General features: G+C 69.0%; 20 protein-coding genes and 1 tRNA gene. 11 read left to right on the forward strand and 10 right to left on the reverse strand.

The annotated features are described in order from the left end of the window. Positions 1–399: 399 nt before the first annotated feature. From ACIRA5_RS52875 to ACIRA5_RS52890, 4 genes are all read left to right on the forward strand, one after another. Entirely contained in the window at positions 400–1,695 is a 1,296-nt protein-coding gene (locus ACIRA5_RS52875; RefSeq protein ID WP_403705663.1) for a TolB family protein, read from the forward strand. A 112-nt stretch (positions 1,696–1,807) separates the two neighbouring features. Next, positions 1,808–3,100, forward strand: coding sequence for a TolB family protein (locus ACIRA5_RS52880; protein WP_403705665.1), 1,293 nt, complete (start codon positions 1,808–1,810; stop codon positions 3,098–3,100). 173 nt (positions 3,101–3,273) lie between these two features. Next, entirely contained in the window at positions 3,274–5,010 is a 1,737-nt protein-coding gene (locus tag ACIRA5_RS52885; RefSeq protein ID WP_403705668.1) for an SMI1/KNR4 family protein, read from the forward strand. A gap of 204 nt (positions 5,011–5,214) precedes the next feature. After that, a complete protein-coding gene (locus ACIRA5_RS52890) occupies positions 5,215–5,562 on the forward strand; it encodes a hypothetical protein (RefSeq protein WP_403705671.1) in 348 nt (115 codons plus the stop codon). Between the two features lie 180 nt (positions 5,563–5,742). Here ACIRA5_RS52890 and ACIRA5_RS52895 read toward each other — a convergent pair whose 3' ends face one another. Together ACIRA5_RS52895 and ACIRA5_RS52900 are read right to left on the reverse strand one after the other, a co-directional pair. Beyond that, complete coding sequence (locus ACIRA5_RS52895) at positions 5,743–6,282, reverse strand: hypothetical protein (RefSeq protein ID WP_403705674.1); 540 nt, start codon at positions 6,280–6,282, stop codon at positions 5,743–5,745. A 30-nt stretch (positions 6,283–6,312) separates the two neighbouring features. Further along, positions 6,313–7,212 carry a LysR substrate-binding domain-containing protein gene (locus tag ACIRA5_RS52900; protein WP_403705677.1) on the reverse strand — a complete coding sequence of 300 codons (900 nt, stop codon included), beginning with the start codon at positions 7,210–7,212 and terminating at the stop codon, positions 6,313–6,315. A gap of 147 nt (positions 7,213–7,359) precedes the next feature. On the opposite strand from ACIRA5_RS52900, the gene ACIRA5_RS52905 reads away from it, so the two are divergent. From ACIRA5_RS52905 to ACIRA5_RS52915, 3 genes are all read left to right on the forward strand, one after another. Further along, the gene (locus tag ACIRA5_RS52905; RefSeq protein WP_403705680.1) at positions 7,360–8,370 is read left to right on the forward strand and encodes an aldo/keto reductase; all 1,011 of its coding nucleotides are present in this window, start codon (positions 7,360–7,362) and stop codon (positions 8,368–8,370) included. A 29-nt stretch (positions 8,371–8,399) separates the two neighbouring features. Next, entirely contained in the window at positions 8,400–8,813 is a 414-nt protein-coding gene (locus ACIRA5_RS52910; RefSeq protein WP_403705683.1) for an SRPBCC family protein, read from the forward strand. A 165-nt stretch (positions 8,814–8,978) separates the two neighbouring features. Next, positions 8,979–9,263 carry a hypothetical protein gene (locus ACIRA5_RS52915; protein WP_403705686.1) on the forward strand — a complete coding sequence of 95 codons (285 nt, stop codon included), beginning with the start codon at positions 8,979–8,981 and terminating at the stop codon, positions 9,261–9,263. A 112-nt stretch (positions 9,264–9,375) separates the two neighbouring features. Here ACIRA5_RS52915 and ACIRA5_RS52920 read toward each other — a convergent pair whose 3' ends face one another. Further along, entirely contained in the window at positions 9,376–10,116 is a 741-nt protein-coding gene (locus ACIRA5_RS52920; RefSeq protein WP_403705713.1) for an SDR family NAD(P)-dependent oxidoreductase, read from the reverse strand. Between the two features lie 184 nt (positions 10,117–10,300). Here ACIRA5_RS52920 and ACIRA5_RS52925 point away from each other — a divergent pair, with 184 nt between their 5' ends. Then, positions 10,301–10,915 (forward strand): dihydrofolate reductase family protein, encoded by a 615-nt coding sequence (locus ACIRA5_RS52925; protein WP_403705689.1) that lies wholly within the window; start codon positions 10,301–10,303, stop codon positions 10,913–10,915. A 224-nt stretch (positions 10,916–11,139) separates the two neighbouring features. Here the strand turns inward: ACIRA5_RS52925 and ACIRA5_RS52930 are convergent, their stop codons facing one another. Further along, complete coding sequence (locus ACIRA5_RS52930; protein ID WP_403705692.1) at positions 11,140–11,994, reverse strand: trypsin-like serine peptidase; 855 nt, start codon at positions 11,992–11,994, stop codon at positions 11,140–11,142. Positions 11,995–12,441: 447 nt separating this feature from the next. Here ACIRA5_RS52930 and ACIRA5_RS52935 point away from each other — a divergent pair, with 447 nt between their 5' ends. Then, on the forward strand, positions 12,442–13,350 hold the full coding sequence (locus tag ACIRA5_RS52935; protein ID WP_403705695.1) for a hypothetical protein: 909 nt from the start codon (positions 12,442–12,444) through the stop codon (positions 13,348–13,350). Between the two features lie 579 nt (positions 13,351–13,929). Here the strand turns inward: ACIRA5_RS52935 and ACIRA5_RS52940 are convergent. Both ACIRA5_RS52940 and ACIRA5_RS52945 read right to left on the reverse strand, forming a co-directional pair. Then, entirely contained in the window at positions 13,930–14,328 is a 399-nt protein-coding gene (locus tag ACIRA5_RS52940; protein ID WP_403705698.1) for a VOC family protein, read from the reverse strand. Between the two features lie 271 nt (positions 14,329–14,599). Then, positions 14,600–14,673: transfer RNA gene (locus ACIRA5_RS52945), tRNA-Met, on the reverse strand. Between ACIRA5_RS52945 and ACIRA5_RS52950 the strand changes: the two genes are divergently transcribed. Next, positions 14,630–14,923, forward strand: coding sequence for a DUF6417 family protein (locus tag ACIRA5_RS52950; protein WP_403705716.1), 294 nt, complete (start codon positions 14,630–14,632; stop codon positions 14,921–14,923). The genes ACIRA5_RS52945 and ACIRA5_RS52950 overlap by 44 nt on opposite strands. Positions 14,924–15,064: 141 nt before the next feature. Here ACIRA5_RS52950 and ACIRA5_RS52955 read toward each other — a convergent pair whose 3' ends face one another. Next, a complete protein-coding gene (locus tag ACIRA5_RS52955; protein ID WP_403705701.1) occupies positions 15,065–15,520 on the reverse strand; it encodes a LysE family translocator in 456 nt (151 codons plus the stop codon). A 257-nt stretch (positions 15,521–15,777) separates the two neighbouring features. Here ACIRA5_RS52955 and ACIRA5_RS52960 point away from each other — a divergent pair, with 257 nt between their 5' ends. After that, complete coding sequence (locus ACIRA5_RS52960) at positions 15,778–15,981, forward strand: cold-shock protein (RefSeq protein WP_060899524.1); 204 nt, start codon at positions 15,778–15,780, stop codon at positions 15,979–15,981. Between the two features lie 605 nt (positions 15,982–16,586). Here ACIRA5_RS52960 and ACIRA5_RS52965 read toward each other — a convergent pair. From ACIRA5_RS52965 to ACIRA5_RS52975, 3 genes are all read right to left on the reverse strand, one after another. Beyond that, the gene (locus ACIRA5_RS52965; RefSeq protein ID WP_403705704.1) at positions 16,587–16,985 is read right to left on the reverse strand and encodes a hypothetical protein; all 399 of its coding nucleotides are present in this window, start codon (positions 16,983–16,985) and stop codon (positions 16,587–16,589) included. 100 nt (positions 16,986–17,085) lie between these two features. Next, a complete protein-coding gene (locus ACIRA5_RS52970; RefSeq protein ID WP_403705707.1) occupies positions 17,086–17,643 on the reverse strand; it encodes a hypothetical protein in 558 nt (185 codons plus the stop codon). 55 nt (positions 17,644–17,698) lie between these two features. Further along, positions 17,699–18,367 carry a peptidase E gene (locus tag ACIRA5_RS52975; RefSeq protein WP_403705710.1) on the reverse strand — a complete coding sequence of 223 codons (669 nt, stop codon included), beginning with the start codon at positions 18,365–18,367 and terminating at the stop codon, positions 17,699–17,701. Positions 18,368–18,556 lie beyond the last annotated feature (189 nt).

Genomic DNA, 18,556 nt, shown 5'->3' on the forward strand with positions numbered 1-18,556 from the left:
CGGCCGGGGTTCAGCAGCCCCGACGGCGGCCCCGCGGCGGGTCCGCGCCCGAGCTTCACCAGCCCGGACTTCACCAGCCCGGACTTCGGGGGGCCAGCCGAAAGCACCCCGTCCACCGGGCCCGAACAGTCCGACTGACCAACGCCGGACGTGGGTGTCAGCGGTATGCCGCCGCCTGGGCGCGTTCGGACTCGGGGCGGGCGACATCGTGACCGGGCGTAGGTTTTCGGCCAATTACGGGACGCCCCGGACGAGGTCTCCTTGCGGACGCCTGATGTTGTGCCCGAGTTGTACTCAATTCTAGGGATTGACCCTGTGCATGGTGGTGCGCTTGCCTCGAAGGGAGCCCTCGGCGCGGGGCCGGGGGAGATGCGTCCACGGGGAAACACAGGGGGAATCGTGTTCAGAACCATGCGTGGGGTGTCCGTCGCGGCGCTTGCGGGGGCGATGGTCGCGCTGTCGGCGTCATCGGCCACGTCGGCGTCATCGGCCACGGCGCCGAAGCCGCAGACCGAGCGGATCACGTTGTCGGCGACGGGGGAGCAGGGCAACGACGACTCGTACGGACCGCAGTTCAGTGCCGACGGCCGCTTCGCGGTCTTCACGGCGTACGCGTCCAACCTGGTGCCGGGCGACACCAACGGTTTCGGTGACGTCTTCGTGCGTGATCTGCGCAAGGGGACAGTCGAGCGGGTCAGCGTCAGTTCGGACGGCGCACAGGCCGACAGCGAGTCGTCCGTGCAGGCCGTCAGTGCCGACGGGCGGTACATCCTGTTCCGCTCCCATGCCAGTAACCTGGTCCGCTGGGACCATCCGCCCACGAACGCCGCGGCCGACGACATCTACCTGCACGACCGGCGCACCGGCAGCACGGAGCGGATCAGCGTCGCCCTCGACGGAGGTTCCGCCTTCGCGGCCGGCGCCACCATGTCGGCGGACGCCCGCTACATCGCCTTCAATGCCAAGGCCGACCGGATGGAGACCGACCCCGGCGACCTCTTCGGAGTCGTGTACGTCCTCGACCGCCGCACCGGCGTCGTGGAGCGGATCACCAACCGGAACCGCCCGGACAACCCCGCGCTCCTGCAGGGTCTGAGCGCCGACGGCCGCTACGTGGCGTACACGCAGCTGGTGCCGCGCAGCTCGTACGGTCGCACGTGGGTGCACGACCGCCGCACCGGCACCGAGGAGCAGGTCAACGTCAAGCCGGACGGCACCCCGGCACAGCGGTACGCGATGCCCGCCTCGCTTTCCGCGGACGGCCGGACCATCGCATTCGACTACTGGGGTGATGAGGAACTGGTCCCGGGTGAACCCCCCAGCGCCGCCTCCACCGTGTACGTCCGCGACCTGCGCAAGGACGTCACCCGGCGCGTCAACGCCGGTCCCGCCGAGGAGAACGGGGTGCGCGAGCCCCGGCTCAGCCCGGACGGCCGGTACCTGACCTATCAGGCGGATCCCCGTCTGGCGGACGGACGGCTCGGGCCGGCCAACGTCTACCTCCGCGACCTGCGCACCGGCACCACTCGTCTGGTCAGCGAGTCCGTCACCGGTGAGCCCGTCACGGACGTCTCCGTAGCGGCGTACTCGGTGAGCGCCGGGGCCCGGCGCATCGGCCTGGGCAGCGAATCAGCCCAACTCGCCCTCGACGACACGAACGGTCACTACGACGGTTTCGTGCGTCGTCTTCGCTGAACTCCCCCCGTCCCGCACGGGACTTGCGGGGAACAGCAAGGAACTCGCACGGAACGATCAAGGCATGTGCCCGGCCGACATGGCACTCACACGGAACAACAGGGGGTCTTCCATGCATGTCGCACGCCGCACCACTCTGAGCGCCGCCGTGGTGGCCGCGCTCGCCGGTACCGTGTTGCCGGCCGCCGCCCAGCACTTCTCGCCCGGCCCCGCCCGGGCCAGCGTCGCCACCGACGGGCGGCAGGCCGACGGCGCCTCCGCCGAACCCGCGCTCAGCGCGAACGGTCGCTACATCGCCTTCGTCTCGGCCGCCGCCAACTTGGTCCGAGGAGACACGAACGGCGTCGCCGACGTCTTCGTGCACGACCTGCGCACCGGTCGCACCCAGCGCGTCGCCGAGGGTCCGGCGACGGGTGTGGCGCTCAGCGGCGACGGCCGTGACGTCGTTTTCGCCACCACGGCCGCGCTCACCGAGGACGACGACAACGGCCTCGACGACATCTACCTCTACGACCGCCGCACCCACCGGACCGAGCGCGTCAGCCACGGCCACCCCGACGCCCCGCCCCGCAGCCGCCTGAACTATTCGCCCGCCATCAGCGCGAACGGACGGATCGTCGCCTACACCACCGCGACCCCGGACGCCGCCCCCGGCGACACCAACGGCCGGGACGACGTGATCGTCCACGACCGGCGCACGGGGAAGAACGAACTGGTCCAGTACCGCACCGACGGCACTCTCGGGGACGGCGACTCCCTCTCGGCGTCGCTCAGTGCCGACGGACGCCAGGTCGCGTTCGAGACGGCGGACCAGCTGGACCCGAACCACGACTGGACGCACGCCAGGAACGTCTATGTCCGCGACCGGCTGAAGGGCACGACGGAGCAGATCAGCCGGCCCACCCGCTTTGTCTACAAGGAGAGTTCGTTCGATTCGTCGATCAGCGCGAACGGCCGGATGTTCGCCTTCTCCTCCAACGTCGCCTCCCTGGTGCCCGACGACACCAACAAGGTCACCGATGTGTTCGCCTTCGACCGGAAGACGCAGACGACCGTGCGTGTCAGCACCGCGGCCGACGGCACCCAGGCCGACGGGGTGAGCGCCGCCGCGAGCCTGAGCGGGGACGGCCGCCGCGTCGCCTTCGTCTCGGCGGCCACCAACCTCGTCCCTGGTGACACCAACGGCCTTGCCGACGTCTTCGTCAAGGATCTGAGGACCGGCGCCGTCGAGCGGGTGAGCGTGGCGGCCGACGGCACCGAGGCGGACCGGCCCGCGGTGGGCTCCACGTCGCTCAGCGACCACCGGATCGCCTTCTCCTCGGCGGCCACGAACCTCGTCCGTGGCGACACCAACGACACCGTCGACGTCTTCGTCGGCCGAGATCATGAGACAAATTCAGACTGACCCAGGATTGAGACGGACCTGATGCCTCCGCGCCGCACTGCCGACGAGAGTACGACGGGGCAGTCGCCCCACCCTCCCGCTCGATGTCACCGCGCGAGGGCCGTCATACCCAGGTGGAAGGCCGCCTGCGCCTTGCCGGGCCCGTTGTCAGTGGCGGCGCGTATGGTCCGATCATGAGTGTTCCCGCCGTTGAGGACTCGTGGGGCCGTATCGACGCGTGGCTGTTGCGGCACGCGCCCGTCAGCCACGCCCTGCTGCGCCCGCCGGCGTCGCCGGCGGACATCAGGGCTGCCGAGCGTGCGCTCGGGGTCCGCTTCCACTCCGATCTGGTGGCCTCGCTGAGCTGCCACGACGGTGTGGAACTCCAGCCGGGGGCACCCGTGTTGACACACTACGGCCCGCTGTCCTGCGTCGCGGACATCGTCAAGAGCACCTCCTTCCTGCGCGGCATCAGCGCGGACATCCCGGACGCCGACGCCTTCGACGAGGACGACGAGGACGACGGCGAACTTGCCACGTACTGGCATCACGACTGGCTGCTCATCACCCTTGGCATCGGCCGGCAGTCCTCCGACGGCCTGTTCCTCTCCTGTTACCCCGGGGGCAACTGGGGCCGTCTCGGTCGCTACTTCGACGAGGACACGCCCTCCTTCACGGGATGGGCGTCCCTGCGCCACGCACTGGCCGACCTCGCGGACGCCCTGGAAAGGGGCCGCCCATTCGACGGCCGGACATCGCTGGCGTACGAGGGTGCCCTGCTGTGGGAGACCGAGACGACCGCCGTCCCCGACCCGGTCTCCCCGCTCGCACTGGCCGCCGAGTCCGCCGAACCGGAGCCGGAGCCGCCGGCTCCCTCGGAGCCGCTCGTTTTGGCGGGTCGGTCGAGCGGCGCTTACCTCACCATGGTCCGGCACAGGATCCCGCGACCGCCCCCGCCGAACCAGCCCGACGTCGTCTTCGCGGAGCACCTCACCCCGGCCGAACTGCTGCGCAGGCTGGGGGTGAGCCCCGACACCGTCCGCCCGCGCACGCGCGCCCGGGCCCGAAAGTCGGCGGACTCGACGTGGGCGGCGTACCGTCCGATGGTTCGCGCGGGCAGCGTCGGCGGATGGGCCTACGCGACCCAGGAGGGTGGCGCCGCCCAGTTCACCCGACCGGAGGTGCTGCGCAAGGTGTCCGCGGACACGCGCGCGGTCGCCCTGACCAGACGGGGGCCGGAGGTCCAGGTCACGGTCGCCGAGGACGGCGTACCGGCGCCGGAGGGCGTGCGTCATGTCCTGTCACCGCGCGAGGGCGGCGGTGACTCCTGGCCCGGGTCGATGGCGGCGTACGCCCGCTTCCTGGCCGAACTGGAGGGGGAGTTCGGCATCACGTACCGGCCGGACGACGATACGGACGCGGAGCTGACGAGCGGCCTGCTCCTGCCCGTGCTGGAGGACGTCGACAGGGCCGCCGGCCAGTACGTCGGCAGAGTCCGGAACTTCGACCTGGCCGCACTGATCGAACGGACACCGCCTGCCCGGCTGCGTACGGCGATGGCCGCTCAGTTGGGGCGACTGGCGGCGGAGACCCGGTTCGACGTGTACGACGAGGTGAGCGACGCGCTGGCCCGCACCGCCCGCGGCGAGACGGTCGACCTCACCCCGGACAGCCTCCTTGACCTGCGTATTCGTACACTCACCGCCGAGGCATGGGCGGCCCGGCAGAGGGTGAGCGGGCAGCGCGCCTGGCGCGACGACGACGACCCCGTGACCCAGTCCGATTCCAGCGCGTGGGCCCTGCGCGTGGAGGCGGCTCGCGCACTGCGCGAGTTCGTCCACGCGGGGGCGCCGGCGGCTGCCGCGACGATCCTGAGTCGGCGGATGTCCGCGTACTGGAGGACGGAGTTGGCGGCGGACCTGGAGGGGTGAGATCCCTGCCGATGCCGGCGCAGGACCGGCTTGGCGAGGCTTGAGCGGGGCGCCGCTGCGGAGGCGCCCCGCGGTCCTGCCGGACCCTTACTGATACGGGGAGTGTGGTGGCCACGTGTGGGAACGGCCGCGGTCGGCGGTGCCACAGCGAGCCGGACGGGGATGTTTGCGTGTCTGCCGGCCACTTCGGGCGTTGGGCCGGGCATGAAGATCACTCGCTTCGGCCTCATCCTCGCAGCGGCGCTGTCCGTCGCTCCCCTTGCAGCCGCCGTGCCGGCCGGCGCCGCGTCGCGCGGAGTCGATTCCCACTGCGGCAAGTACATCTGCGTCATGACCGCACATCACAACAAGTTCGTCCAGGACATCACCGTCTACACCAAGGACGGCCTGCCCGGGACCCTGCGCGCCTACTGGGGCGAATTCCGCTCACCTCGAGTCAGCGCCGCATCCCACAAGTGGACGGTGGGCTACGAGCAGTCCAACCGTCTCGTCTGCGGTGGCCTGGAGCGCGACCGCCGCACCATCGAGGACAACATCTGCGTCACCATCTAAGTGCCTGGGCGTGGCCTCTCACGTGGTTGAGAAGCCATTCGACAGGCCTTACAGCGTCGGACAAAGCAACTGATCAGGGCGCGGGGTCGGGGCCACGGTGGGCCCGGCCCGGCGCCTCCGTCCGCTCGGACGCGACTCGTGGCGCGGGTGGTGCGTGCAGAGCCCGTTCTCTCCCCGCTCCTATCCCTGCTCCTGCTCCCGCTGCTGAGCCTGAGTACGCCGGTCTCGCAGCCAGTCGTCGATGACGACAAAGTCCGTATCGATCAGGCCGATCGTGGAATCGACACGATGGAGGAGCGCGTGCCCGCGATGGTGCGTCGACACCCATGCCTGATCGAGATCGGTGATCGAGTCGTCGACCCAGATGAACGGGCGTCCGGCCGCAGCTCGGACGAGGGCTAGGGTCTTCCAGTTCAGCACGCCGACCTCGTACTCCTCCGGCGCGCCCGGCAAGTCGGCCAGTGGAAGCGCAGGCAGCCCGAGCAGCGGAGCTATCACCTCGTTGGCACTTTCCATCCATGCGGTGGCCCACATCAGAACGCAGGGCAGCGCCAGCAGACGCGGACCGTGCCCGAGGTCGATCTTCGCCAGCTGAGGATTCGATACGTCCTGCCACTCCTCCCATCCCCGAGGGGTTGAAGGGAGCCGCGCTCCGCCATAGGGCAGGAGCGTTCCATCGACGTCCAGGAAGAGAAGCGGGCGCTCTGCGTGGTCGGGCATGGCCGCACGGTATCGGTTCTCGGGCAGGCCCTAGGCGGCGCTGCTGGCGCTCAGGACTGTGGCGCGGAACGATGTCACCAGGGGCCGTAGGTCGACTCGGTGCCATGCGGCCCACAGCTGGATGCATGTGTCGTGCCAGGGAAGCTCGCGCACCGCGACATCCTCGGTGGTGGCGCGCACCATGCTTTTCTGCACGAGTGCGAGTCCGAGCCCGGAGGCGACCAGGCCGAGCGCGGTCAGTGGCTCGGCAGCGTCGAGGCGGATGTCGGGGGTGAAGCCGGCTGCCGTGCAGGTGGCGACGAAGGTGTCCCGCCAGGCGGGGTCCTGGGCATTCTCGACTGCGATCCATGGCTGACCATCGAGGTCCCCGGGAGTCACCTTTTCCTGGTCGGCGAGTGGATGCCCCGCGGGCAGGGCCAGGAGCAGCGGGTCCTCGAGCAGGAGTGCGGCCAGTAGGTCAGGGTCATCCGCGGTCGGAGGTTCATGGACGAGCGCGATGTCGAGGCTGCGCTGGCGCAGGCCTTCAAACTGTTCGGTGGGTGGCAGGTTGTACAGGGCGATGTGGATGCCGGGGCATTCGTTGTGCAGAGCGCGTAGCGCGCCGGGGAGGACGCCGGTGTGCATGGCGTCGGCGACGTAGCCGATGCACAGGCCGCCCTCTTCTCCGCGGCCCAGCCGTCGGCCCAGGTTCTCCAGACGATCAGCATGCCGCAGTAGCGCACGGGCCTCGGCCAGGAAGACTTGGCCGTCCCGGGTGAGCCGGATTCTCTGCCGGCCGCGTTCGAACAGGGTGAGGCCCAGGTTCTGCTCGAGTTGCGCGATCTGCCGGCTGAGCGGTGACTGGGACATGTGCAGCCGCTCGGCGGCCCGGCCGACGTGTTCGGTCTCGGCGACGGCGACGAAGTAGCGGAGTTGCCGCAGGTCAAGCATGTCAGACCTCTAGGGACTCAAGCGTGTCCAAGTAAGTCTTGGACAGTCTCAAGTCTGGATTCTAGCCTCGAACGTGTCAGACCGACGGACTGCGCGAACGGCACATAAGGCCTATCCGTCGCAACTTGTACAGCAAGGATCCGCACCATGGCCATCAAGTCCTTCCTGCCCGGCCGCCTGGGCTTCGGCACCGCACCGCTGGGCAACATGTTCCGGGCCATCCCCGACGAGGAGGCCGCGGCCACCGTGGACGCCGCCTGGGACAACGGCATCCGCTACTTCGACACCGCGCCCTTCTACGGCGCGGGCCTGTCCGAGATCCGGCTCGGTGAAGCCCTGGCCGCACGCCCCCGCGACGAGTTCGTCCTGAGCACGAAGGTCGGCCGCGTCATCCTCGACGAGATCGAGGATCCCGCCGCCCGCGACCTGGGCGAGAAGGGCGGACTGTTCGAACACGGACGCCCCAACAAGATCGTCAACGACTACTCGGCCGACGCCACGCTGCGCTCCATCGAGGACAGCCTCAAGCGACTGAAGACAGACCGCCTCGACATCGTGTGGGTGCACGACGTCGCGCAGGACTTCTACGGCGACGAGTGGCTGGCCGCCTACGAGACCGCCCGGACCGGCGCATTCCGGGTGCTGCAGAAGCTGCGCGGCGAAGGCGTCATCAGGGCCTGGGGCCTTGGGGTCAACCGGGTCGAGCCCCTGGAGCTGACGCTGGACCTCGACGAGCCGAAGCCGGACGCGTTCCTCCTCGCCGGCCGCTACACGCTGCTCGACCACGAGCGCGCCTTGCAGCGGCTGCTGCCGGCCGCGAAGGCCCAGAACGTCGACATCGTCGTCGGCGGACCGTACAGCTCCGGCGTCCTGGCCGGCGGGCAGCACTTCGAGTACCAGAAGGCCCCCGCCCCCGTCATCACCAAGGTGGAGCGCATCAAGGCACTCGCAGGCCAGCGTGGCGTCGGCATCAAGGCGGCAGCGCTGCAGTTCTCCCTTGCCCACCCCGCGGTCGCCGCCGCCATCCCCGGCGCCTCCCGGCCGAGCCGCATCGCAGAGGACGCCGCCGCACTCGGCGAGACGGTCCCGGCGGCCTTCTGGACGGCTCTGCGCACGGAAGGGCTGATCGCTCAGGACGCCCCCGTACCCAGCGCCTGACCTCTACCTCACCTGTCCAGGAGACGACCATGGCCACTACGACCGCAACCATCGACATCCCCGTGCCCGCCGCGCGCGTCTGGCAGCTCATCGGCGGCTTCGACTCCCTGCCCGACTGGCTGCCCTACATTCCCGCGAGCACGCTCAGTGAGGGTGGCCGTGTCCGCAGTCTCGCGAACGAGGAAGGCGGCGTCATCGTCGAACGCCTCGAAGCGTTCGACAACCAGGCGCGCACGTACAGCTACTCCATTCTCCAGGCCCCGTTCCCTGTCACCGACTACCGCTCGACCCTCACCGTGCATGAAGTGTCCGGCGGGCAGAGCCGTGTGGAGTGGTCCGGCACCTTCACACCGGCAGGGACCAGCGAGGAAGAAGCGATCACCCTGTTCCATGGCATCTACGTCGAGGGTCTGGCCGCGCTGAAGAAGACACTCGACGCGTGAACACGGACACGGGATGCTCGGTAGCGCCGACCGGCGTCGCATGGTGCCCGACGGACATCAACTGACCCCACGGGGCGGGACCTTACGGGTTCCGTTCCGCTGCCCATCGTCCTGGCGTGGGGCGCGGGCCCGCTTCATCGAAGGAAACGGAGAGGGTGAAACAACATGAGCGGACCTGCCAAGGTGTATCTGCTGTGGCACGTACACCACCAGGCCGAAGAAGACGGAGCGATTCGGCACTTCGTACATCCCGATGACTTCTGGTCCGACGAAGAAGCCGGCGACGATGTCAAACGCCTCGGCGCCTATTCGAGCCGCGAGGCCGCGCAGAAACGCATCGAACGGGCCCGGAGTCTTCCCGGTTTTACCGACGAGCCCCATTGCTTCTTTGTCGAAGAGGCAGTGATCGACGAGGACCAATGGACAGAAGGGTATGTAACGGAACTCTGACAGTGCTTGCGACGGCCTCCGCGTTGAGCCGAGTTGCCGGTGGGCGATGAGGCGGCAGGCCCGTTCGTAGCTGCGGTCGGCGAAGAGCTGGTTGCGGAGTGGAGCTTGTCTGTCACGCGGTGAAGCCGCCGTCGACGTGGATCGAGGCTCCGGTGATGTACGCGCCGTCCGCACTGGCCAGGTGGGCGACGGTGGCCGCGATCTCGGCCGCTTCCGCGTAGCGGCCCACCGCGGTGAAGCCGGCGATCATCTCGGCATTCGGCCCGTCGGCGGGGTTGGTGTCCGTATCGGTGGGGCCGGGGTGCACGAGATTGACGGTGATTCGACGCGGACCGAGTTCCCGGGCCAGGCCCTTCGTCATCCCGACCAGAGCCGTCTTGCTCATCGAGTACAGCGCCAGTCCGGGAAAGACCGCACGCTCGGCGACATTGCTGCCGATGCTGATGATCCGGCCGCCCTGGTCCATATGACGCACTGCCGCCTGGGACGCTGCGAACGGCGCCCGGACGTTCACCGCCAGAGTGCGGTCGATCTCTGCCGACCCCAGGCCTTCAAGTGGGCCGACGAGGAAGACCCCGGCGTTGTTGACCAGGATGTCGAGTCTGCCGAACGTCGCGGCGGCCTCGTCTACCGCGGCGGTGAGTGCCTCAGGGACCGCGCTGTCGGCTTGGATGGCAAGGGCTCGGCGCCCCCTGGCCTTGATCTGCTCCACGACCTCGCCGGCGCGTTGCGCGTTGTTCGCATAGGTCAGGACGAGGTCGGCGCCTTCTTCGGCCAGTCGTAAAGCCACAGCGGCACCGATACCCCGGCTTCCGCCCGTGATCAAGGCCACGTTTCCTTCAAGTCGATTCATGAGGTTGAGCATTGTCGGCGCCAGTGCCGGAAGCTGGCGGGAATCCGACCTGGCGTTCAACCGCCGGGAAGGCACGCCCCGGTGGGCGGGTCTGTCGAGTGTCACCGGGCATGTCGAATACGCCGGCTCCCGATCGACGTGAGAGTAAAGGCAGCACATCCCAGGACTCCAGGAGCAACCCATCGTGACCGTAACCGCGGACATGGCCATCTCCCTCGACGGGTGCATCGCCGGTACCCATGTCGCCATCGACAACCCGGGAGGCGACGGCGCCGAGCCGCTCTTCGAGTGGATCCACAACCTGGCGAGCTGGCGGCAGCGTCAGGGCATGACCGGCGGGGAGGAGAACCGCGACTCCGCGCTGATGCGCGAATGGTTCGATGCCACCGGAGCGGTGGTCATGGGGCGGATGATGTATGACACGGGCGAGGGGTTCTGGGGTGACAACCCGCCGTTCAGGGCCCCGGTCTTCGTGCTGACGCACCGACCCCGGCCGGCCCTGGTCAAGGAGGGCGGCACCACCTTCACCTTCGTCACCGACGGCATCCACAGCGCCCTCGACCAGGCGAAGGCCGCCGCCGGGGACCGGAACGTCGACATCGCGGGCGGGGCGAGCACGGTGCAGCAGTACCTCAGGGAGGGGCTCATCGACGAGCTTCAGCTGCACGTGGTGCCCGTGCTCCTCGGAGAGGGGCTGCGGCTCTTCGAGGGACTGGGCGCCGGGCGGCGGAACCTCGAGCCGGTCAGGGTGGTCGACACACCCCTTGCCACCCACCTGAAGTACCGCTTCGTGAAGTGACCCGGCATGGATGACGCTCGGTCCCGGCAGCCCACTACTGCTGCCGGGACCGAGGGCCTTCGGCGGTCCAGGACGAAGCCCTGTTCAGCGGGTGGCGCCGGTGTCGGTGTACATGGTGTTCCGTCCGTCGGACCAGTGGATGACGAGATCGTCGATGGCCCCGTTTTTGGTGTAGTTGCCGGTGGTCATCGCCAGGTCGTACGTCCAGGTGCCTGCCGGGCCGGTCAGAACCGGGCGTCCGTCAACGGTTGGTAGGGCGGTCTCGCGCCCACCGTGCGATGGGCGGCGGCGTCGTTGAACAGGTTCTTGGCGTCCTTGCCGTAGATGGGCGCGTACGTCACCCAGTCGTCGTTGGCGTCGTTGCCACCTCCGTTGTACCCACCGGTGTTGCCGACGACCTTGCCGGTACCGGTGGCGCGGTTGTAGTCCTCGATCCAGGGGCCGCCGGAGACCCCTCCGTAGAAGCCGGTGCAGGTCATGCGCACCTGCCGGAAACCGGGCAGGCGCGAGGTGGTGACGGGGCAGCGGATCGCCTGGTGCTTCACATTGACACTTTCGGAGCTGGGATACCCGATCACCGTGACCTTGTGGGTGTATGTGGTGGTGGGAGTGAACGTCAGAGCGCCCGTCACGTCCTCCACTTTGCCCCGGCTGTTGGGATCGACCTGCGCGAAGGCCAGGTCCAGGTCGGAGGTGGGCTTCTTGGTGTTGGCCACGTAGCGCGGATCGATGTACATCTGCGACACCGCGAAGACGCCGCGCGGCTGGTTCGCGGCGGACAGCCCGTCGCGGTACTGCGGCACGAAGATGCGGTGGGTGGCCCTCTGCAGACCCCGGCCGCAGTGCCCGGCGGTCAGGACGATGTCATGGGCGGCCGTGTGCACCACGCTGCCCGTGCAGTACGTGCTCTTGCCGCCCAGGGGCTTTCCGTCGTAGAAGAACGTGCCCACCATCGGGTGGCCGCCGAAGTGCTCGGGACGGGGTGTGCCGGCCGGCGGCCTGCTGCGCGTGCCGATGTGGGGCGCCGACGCCAGGGTGGCCCGGCCGGGTGCGCTGTCGAGCGGCACCGCGTTGTCCATGCGGTTGGCTGTCCAGTACTTCTCCTCCTCGCTCAGGCTGGGGCCGGGGGAGGTCGGGGGGACAGGCGGGTGGCTGGGCTGCGCGGATGTCGGCGTCGCCGAGGGGACGGGCGACACTGCCGCCGCCCCGGGCCCTGTCGGACGGGCCGTCGGTGCGGCGAGGACCGACGGCAACGGAGTGCCGGACGGCACCGGAGTACGGGACGGCACCGGAGTACCGGTGGCGGCAAGCGCCTGGCTCGTGCCGAGTATGCCCGCGCACAGACCGAACGCCAGGGCCGGAATCCATCTGGAACTGGAACTCAACGAGGTGTCTTTCCGTCTTGGAGGAAGCCGAACGGCGGGCGATACAGATCTCACATAATCGCACATATGTTCGGTGTGACGGTTGGTAGCGTAGCGTCACATGCGGTGTGACGTGGCGTCATAAGGCAGACAGGCGAGGCAATGGACCGATTCCGCACCGCGGCGGTGGTGGCACTGCCGCTCCTCCTGCCCCTCCTGGCCGCCGCCCCGGCCTCCGGCGCCGAACCGGCACCGCTGCCGCTCGGCAGCGTCCGGTCCGTGCATCCCGGCGACACGCTGGACGTCACCGCAGCGAGCGGACAGGCTGTGAACGGCGACACCATTACCTCCCCGGTACTGCTGAAGGCCGGGCGGATGCGGATGACGGCACCCCGGCTGACGGCCGCCGTCACCATCGCCTGCGACGCCCGGCCCGGCACCTACCCGGTCGCGCTGACCAGTGCCGGAGCTTCACGCCCGGCCGAGCACGCGGCCCCGTGGGCACACGTACGCGTGGAACCGGACGACGAGGCCGCGCGTCGCGCCTGTCGGGACAAGGTCAAGAAGATGCCCCCGCCCGACCGGGAGGAACACTGGGCGGCGAACACCACCTGGCCCCAGTCGGAATGGGATGTCAGGTCCTTCCGTGCCGGCAGCCGCATCACGATCACCGACAACGACGACGAGGGACTGGACGGGGTCATCGCCCTCTCGTCCCCCGCCTTCGCCGACCGGCCCGTTCTGCGCGGCGCTCAAGCGGTCCTGACCGCCACCGCCACCCTCAGATGCGACGCTGCGCCCGGCCTCTACCCCGTCTACCGGCACACTCCCGACCTGGACAAGAACCACCCGAACCAGCCCTGGGCCCGGCTGCGCATCGCCCCCGCCTCCAGAACAACCACCTGCCCCGCGCAGCAGGCGGCGCATCCCTCCGGGGGATTCCGCACCGAAGTGGTGGCCTGGGCCGCGGGTGCCGTGCTACTCGCTGCTGCGGGTACGGCGCTCCTCCTCAAGCGCTTCCGGTCCCGCCGTGTGAACATCCCGGGGACACCGCCACACTCAAGCAGCTGACGCCGCAACAGATGTCGGCCTCGGAAGCGGGTTCGCAGATTCTGGCAGCAGCTTGACGTCGGGCGGGCTCCAACTCATCGCGCCGACTGCGGCGGCGCTGGCGCACCGTGACCCGGCGGCCGCGTTCGTTGGTTGCGCAGCAGCGGACGAAGTACGCCTGTAGGACACGCTGTTCGGCCCGGTCGCGAACCAGCGCCAGATCCACAGCCACTCGGTCTCACGAGCGTGGCATTTCTGTGTGCTCTCGGCCGAGTGGTCTCGGCCGACCGGACGGAGTCGGCTGTGACTGTGAGCGGTAAGTGGAACCACTCGTGTTGTGCAGTGAAGACCCCGGTTCCTGCATGACCTACGAGCCTCCGGATCGGGACCAACTGCGCATGAGACCGGCTTGCTCGTCGAGATGTGGGAATCCGAAGGTGCTCCGGAACACCGGGGCGCACGGGTCCGGCCCCGAGGAGCGACCCCTGGGCGCGGGGGCTCTGTCAGGATCGGGCTGATCCTGAGCAGTGGTGACGTTCAGTAGTTGATGACTGACAGCCGCTTACGGTCTTCCGTTTGGATTTCTGTGCCGTACCTCTGTCACTCCCGCAGGTTCAGCTGCCAGGAGACGCCGAAGCGGTCGTTCACCCAGCCGAACTTGGCACTGAAGCCGTACGAGCCCACCGGCATCAGCTCCGTGCCCTGTTCGGCGAGGGCACCATAGAGGCGGTCGAGCTCGGCCTCGGTGTCGCACTCGACGAAGAGCGACACCGCCGGGGTGAACCCGAAGCCGTGCTTGACATGGCTGTCGATGCACATGAACCGCTGTCCGGCGAGCGAGAACGTGGCGCGCTGGACCGTGCCCGCCTGGCCGGGGCCGTCGGCGCCGTAGCGGGAGATGTCGATGATCTCGGTGTCGTCGAACAACGACGTATAGAAGGTCAGCGCCTCCTCCGCCCTGCCCTCGAACATGAGGAAAGTGGTGATCTTCTGTGGCATCGAGGCCATGGTGCTGCCCTCCGGTTACAGGCGTTGGTCCTTCGAGGACGAGGCTAGGACCTGCCACCCACCGTGACCAACCGCACGGAGGGAAGGCCCCTCAGCGCCGCGGAACATCCAGTGTGTCGTGTTCGCGGTGAGCTCACAGCCGTACCTGCCCCGCGCACCCGTTTCGCGGGAGGACGTGCGACGCGCGTGTTGCAATGCCGCGCGTCCTGGGGTTGGACATGCCTGAGGGGCCAGCACAACGTGCCGGCCCCTCAGGCATCAGTAGCGGGGACAGGATTTGAACCTGCGACCTCTGGGTTATGAGCCCAGCGAGCTACCGAGCTGCTCCACCCCGCGTCGGATTCCTCCACCCTACGCCAATTATCCCGGCCCCGAGACCATGATCGCCGTGGACCCGTCGGCTTACCGAGGTCGGCTGTATCTGACGCAGGAGCAGATGGGGTCGGTGGCGTACGGGCTGTGGCTGCACCGGATGACGGGCTCCGCCGCGGAGGTCAACCGCTTCGGCCGAGCTGTCCCACGCTGCCGCGCCGCCTCCTTCGATTCTCGGAGCAGGACGGCGCCCCACCTGTTGGCGTCCGGATAGGAGGCCCGCATCTTGCAGCGGAGCCCGGGCACTTCGGCGAACGGGGGCACCGACTCCTCGCGCTGATGGGCACGGACGGATTCGATGGTCTGGCCGGAAGTGGACAGGTCGAGCGGACGGGACAGGACCGGCTCCGACCGCCTACGACTCGACCGCCAGGCGCAGCCCCAGCCCGACCAGGACGGCTCCGGAAATCTGCTCCATCCGGCGCTGAATCGACCGCCGTTGGAGCACGCCGCGGACCCGTCCGGCCAGCCAGATCAGCGGTAGGTACCAGAGCAGGTCGATCAGGGCCCAGATCACCGAGAAGGCGAGCAAGGTCGGCAGTACGGGAGCTCCCTGCGGCACGAACTGCGGCAGGAAGGACACGGCGAACACGCCCGCCTTGGGATTGGCGAAGGTGGTGACCAATCCCTGCCAGTACGCCTTCCGGTGCGATACCGCCGCCGTTTCCGCCGGTTCCTCACCCGGCCCGCCAGGCCGCCGCGCCCGCCACCACGCGCGCGCCCCCATCCACACCAGCAGCGCGGCGCCGAAGATCCGCATCGCGTCGTAGGCGACCTGCTGCCAAGCGGGCTGTTCGCCGCTGTATTGCATCCTGGACCTGCGCCGGCCACTCGGCTCGCAGTGCGCCGGCCATGGGTCTGCGGCGGGGTTCCGTGCGACCCGTGCGGATCATGACTGTTGCTCTCTGGCGGTGGGCAGTTTCGCCGTGTAGCGTCGCTGTCAGATGTCGTGGTTCGCAGTATCTGCCCGCGCTCCGGCGTGGGCGTTTTGCTGTGCAGTGCAGGACCAGGGCGATCACCTCCGGGTCCGCGCGGTGCGGAACCCGATATCGACTGGAAGGCACCAGCATGGCCAGCGGAACCGTCAAGTGGTTCAACGCAGAAAAGGGCTTCGGCTTCATCTCCCAGGACGGTGGCGGACCTGACGTGTTCGCGCACTACTCCAACATCAACGCCAGCGGTTTCCGCGAGCTCCAGGAAGGCCAGGCGGTGACCTTCGACGTCACCCAGGGCCAGAAGGGCCCGCAGGCGGAGAACATCACGCCCGCCTGACCTCGCGGTCAGGACGTATGTCAGGGTCCCGGAGCACGTGCTCCGGGACCCTGGTGTGGCTCTTACGGTTACTTGCCGATCCGCGCAGGTCCGCCGGGACGCGGTGAACACACCCCGCCTGGTTTCCCCAGTCCGGTCCTGTGCATGCTTCGAGCGCGGCGAGCCTGTCGAACGGCCGGAGGGACTCGCGGCATGACCGGCCTCCACACCGGCGAGGAGCCCGCCGAGCACCGGCACTTCGCCTTTCTCACCTCCGTCTGCGCGAGTGGACCCTGCTCAGAAATATCGCCCTGGGCGAGCCGTGGACCGCGCAGGATCTGAGCAGCGCATCCGACTGGTTCCAGCGCATGGCCACAACCATGCAGATCGTGGCCTCGCCCGAGGCCCTCAGGCTGCTGGCCGAACGCGGACGAACCCGCCGCGTACGAATCGCAGCGAGCCGTCAGCTGCAACACCGGGATCAGCCCGATTGACTTGATCCACAGGTCTCGACGATTCCTCGTGCCGGTACAGAGCGGCCCTCGGCGAGGCGCTCACCGTCCCCGATGCGGCGGGGCGAGGCCACGCTCGGACGGCCTTGCGACGGCGGATGATGCCCGGTCGCGTCAGGGGGCAGTGGGGGCCGTGAAGGTGGTGACGAGCGCCTGGACGCGGTTCCGGAAGGCTTCGGCCTGGTGAATGACGCGGTTTTCCACTCCCGTACGGAGGATCCGCGCGTCGTCGTCGGCGAGGGCGGACAGCCGGCGCGGGTGGTCGGCGGTCAAGGCGGCGACACCGAGGGCCTCCAGGGCGTCGCAGGCACCTGTCGGGTCGGCTTCCTGCTCGGCGGACCGCAGGACGGCCGCGGCGAGCGCCGTGCGGTCCAGTGACGTGGGTTCCGCCACGGCCGTGAGGGCCAGTACCGCGGCCGGCACCTGCACGGGATTGTCGAGCACGGTCTTCAGGCGGGAGGTGAGCGGACGCCCCGCCGGGCCGAGGAGTGCCGTCGTACGAGCGGCCCGCACCGCCGGTCACTGGGACCAGGAGTTCTGTTCGGACCGGGCGAAGACCGGGCCATCGCCGCCATCGCCCTTGACAGCGCGCCTGGCGAACGGGCCGGAGTGGTCACGGTGTTGCGGACGGCGGCCGGGGAGGGCTCGCTCCCGGCGGCGAAGGCCTTGTACGACCTCGTCGGCGAGCACGAGCCGTCCGCCGGACGCAGGAACCCGGCCGCGGCGTCGAGCGCCCGCGGCCGTCGTCCGAGCCCGCCTGCCAGGAACGGCGAGGCCTGGGGGGCGCGACTGGGACGAGCGCGGCCAGGACGTCCGCGGCCGCTGCGGCGGCGGTGCTCGGACGGCCCGGCAGCGACGCCATCGCGACCACGGCCTCCTCGTCGACGGCCACAGCGCGCGGACCGGCCGGCAACCGCCGTGGCGCGCTGCGGGAGAGCATGCAGGCGCGGTCGGCCGTCCACACGGCCTCGCCCCGCACCTCGCCCCGGCCGTCGCGCAGGGCCACGTCGACCAGCGCGTACGCCGCCTCTCGGTCCGCGAGGCGGTCCCTGTTCCGCAGAGCCTCCACGACGGCGCTCAGCAGAGCCTCTACGACGGCCGTGAACGGCTCGGTACGTTCGAGGTTGAGGCAGTCGCCGCCGAGCGGTTCGGTCGGCAGAAGGGACAGCACCGTACGCCCCTGAGCGCCGCACTGCACCGTCCGGGGCTCGCCACCACGCGTTGAGTCACGGATGGAACCGCCACTGACCTTCGGAAATGACATCCACCTTGTCGTCCCGGACGCGAATGGCCGTCTCGTCGTCGATGAAGTAGATCGGGAAATCCGCCCGCGCGGCGATACGGTCAGCCCAGGCGTCGTCCCTCTCGGGGAAATCCGGCGAGTACAGGTGGGGCTTGAGATACCAGTCGAAGAGGCCGAAAGGCGGCTCCACGGTCGTCGCGCCGAGCACGTTCAGGTCCATGGTGTCCCCGATGACGTCGGCGGAGTGCTCGGTCAGGTTCCGGCTGAAGATCATTGATCCGGCGCTGACCCCCACATAGACCCGGCTCTCCAGCGCCTCCAGGAAGCCGTCGGCCAAGTCGTTGCCGGTGATGCTGCGCGCGAGGTGGTAGTGGTTGCCGCCCTCGACATAGATGACGTCGGCGTGGAGCAGCCGGTCGAGCACCATCTGCCGGGGCAGGCCGTTCAGCTCCAGGACATCGAACTCCCGCCAGCCGAGGCCGTGCAGCCGGTTCATGTCCTCGACGACCCACCCGTGGTCCCCGGGCTCGGCGACTGACGCCGTGGGAACGAACACGACGTTCGCCGATCCGAACGGCTTTCCCAGCATGTCCCGCAGCGCATCCCGCAGCGTCTCGTTGCGCAGGCCGCTCGCCGTCAACAGAAGGTTCATCGGGCGAGCCAAGCACGGTCGACGGGTGCGCGCAACGAACCCCAGAACCCACCCATACCGTCATGGCATGGTCGCATCAGGAACAAGCACTTACCTTGTTCCTTATCGCCGGGCTTGATCGCGTTCGATCAGCGTCTCCGGGCGTTTGATGGTTTTGCCCACGTCGTAGCGGGTGGCGGGGTGTCGGTT

It is taken from the genome of Streptomyces sp. NPDC096311 (assembly GCF_044763085.1).
In the GTDB taxonomy this organism is placed as follows: Bacteria; Actinomycetota; Actinomycetes; order Streptomycetales; family Streptomycetaceae; genus Streptomyces.

What these genes read in the sequence shown, in the direction of transcription:
- ACIRA5_RS52880 (WP_403705665.1), top strand. Translation starts at nt 1,808, where the DNA reads ATGCATGTCGCACGCCGCACCACTCTGAGCGCCGCCGTGGTGGCCGCG.
- ACIRA5_RS52885 (WP_403705668.1), top strand. Translation starts at nt 3,274, where the DNA reads ATGAGTGTTCCCGCCGTTGAGGACTCGTGGGGCCGTATCGACGCGTGG.
- ACIRA5_RS52890 (WP_403705671.1), top strand. Translation starts at nt 5,215, where the DNA reads ATGAAGATCACTCGCTTCGGCCTCATCCTCGCAGCGGCGCTGTCCGTC.
- ACIRA5_RS52895 (WP_403705674.1), bottom strand. Translation starts at nt 6,282, where the DNA reads ATGCCCGACCACGCAGAGCGCCCGCTTCTCTTCCTGGACGTCGATGGA.
- ACIRA5_RS52900 (WP_403705677.1), bottom strand. Translation starts at nt 7,212, where the DNA reads ATGCTTGACCTGCGGCAACTCCGCTACTTCGTCGCCGTCGCCGAGACC.
- ACIRA5_RS52905 (WP_403705680.1), top strand. Translation starts at nt 7,360, where the DNA reads ATGGCCATCAAGTCCTTCCTGCCCGGCCGCCTGGGCTTCGGCACCGCA.
- ACIRA5_RS52910 (WP_403705683.1), top strand. Translation starts at nt 8,400, where the DNA reads ATGGCCACTACGACCGCAACCATCGACATCCCCGTGCCCGCCGCGCGC.
- ACIRA5_RS52915 (WP_403705686.1), top strand. Translation starts at nt 8,979, where the DNA reads ATGAGCGGACCTGCCAAGGTGTATCTGCTGTGGCACGTACACCACCAG.
- ACIRA5_RS52920 (WP_403705713.1), bottom strand. Translation starts at nt 10,116, where the DNA reads ATGAATCGACTTGAAGGAAACGTGGCCTTGATCACGGGCGGAAGCCGG.
- ACIRA5_RS52930 (WP_403705692.1), bottom strand. Translation starts at nt 11,994, where the DNA reads ATGGACAACGCGGTGCCGCTCGACAGCGCACCCGGCCGGGCCACCCTG.
- ACIRA5_RS52935 (WP_403705695.1), top strand. Translation starts at nt 12,442, where the DNA reads ATGGACCGATTCCGCACCGCGGCGGTGGTGGCACTGCCGCTCCTCCTG.
- ACIRA5_RS52940 (WP_403705698.1), bottom strand. Translation starts at nt 14,328, where the DNA reads ATGCCACAGAAGATCACCACTTTCCTCATGTTCGAGGGCAGGGCGGAG.
- ACIRA5_RS52955 (WP_403705701.1), bottom strand. Translation starts at nt 15,520, where the DNA reads ATGCAATACAGCGGCGAACAGCCCGCTTGGCAGCAGGTCGCCTACGAC.
- ACIRA5_RS52960 (WP_060899524.1), top strand. Translation starts at nt 15,778, where the DNA reads ATGGCCAGCGGAACCGTCAAGTGGTTCAACGCAGAAAAGGGCTTCGGC.
- ACIRA5_RS52975 (WP_403705710.1), bottom strand. Translation starts at nt 18,367, where the DNA reads ATGAACCTTCTGTTGACGGCGAGCGGCCTGCGCAACGAGACGCTGCGG.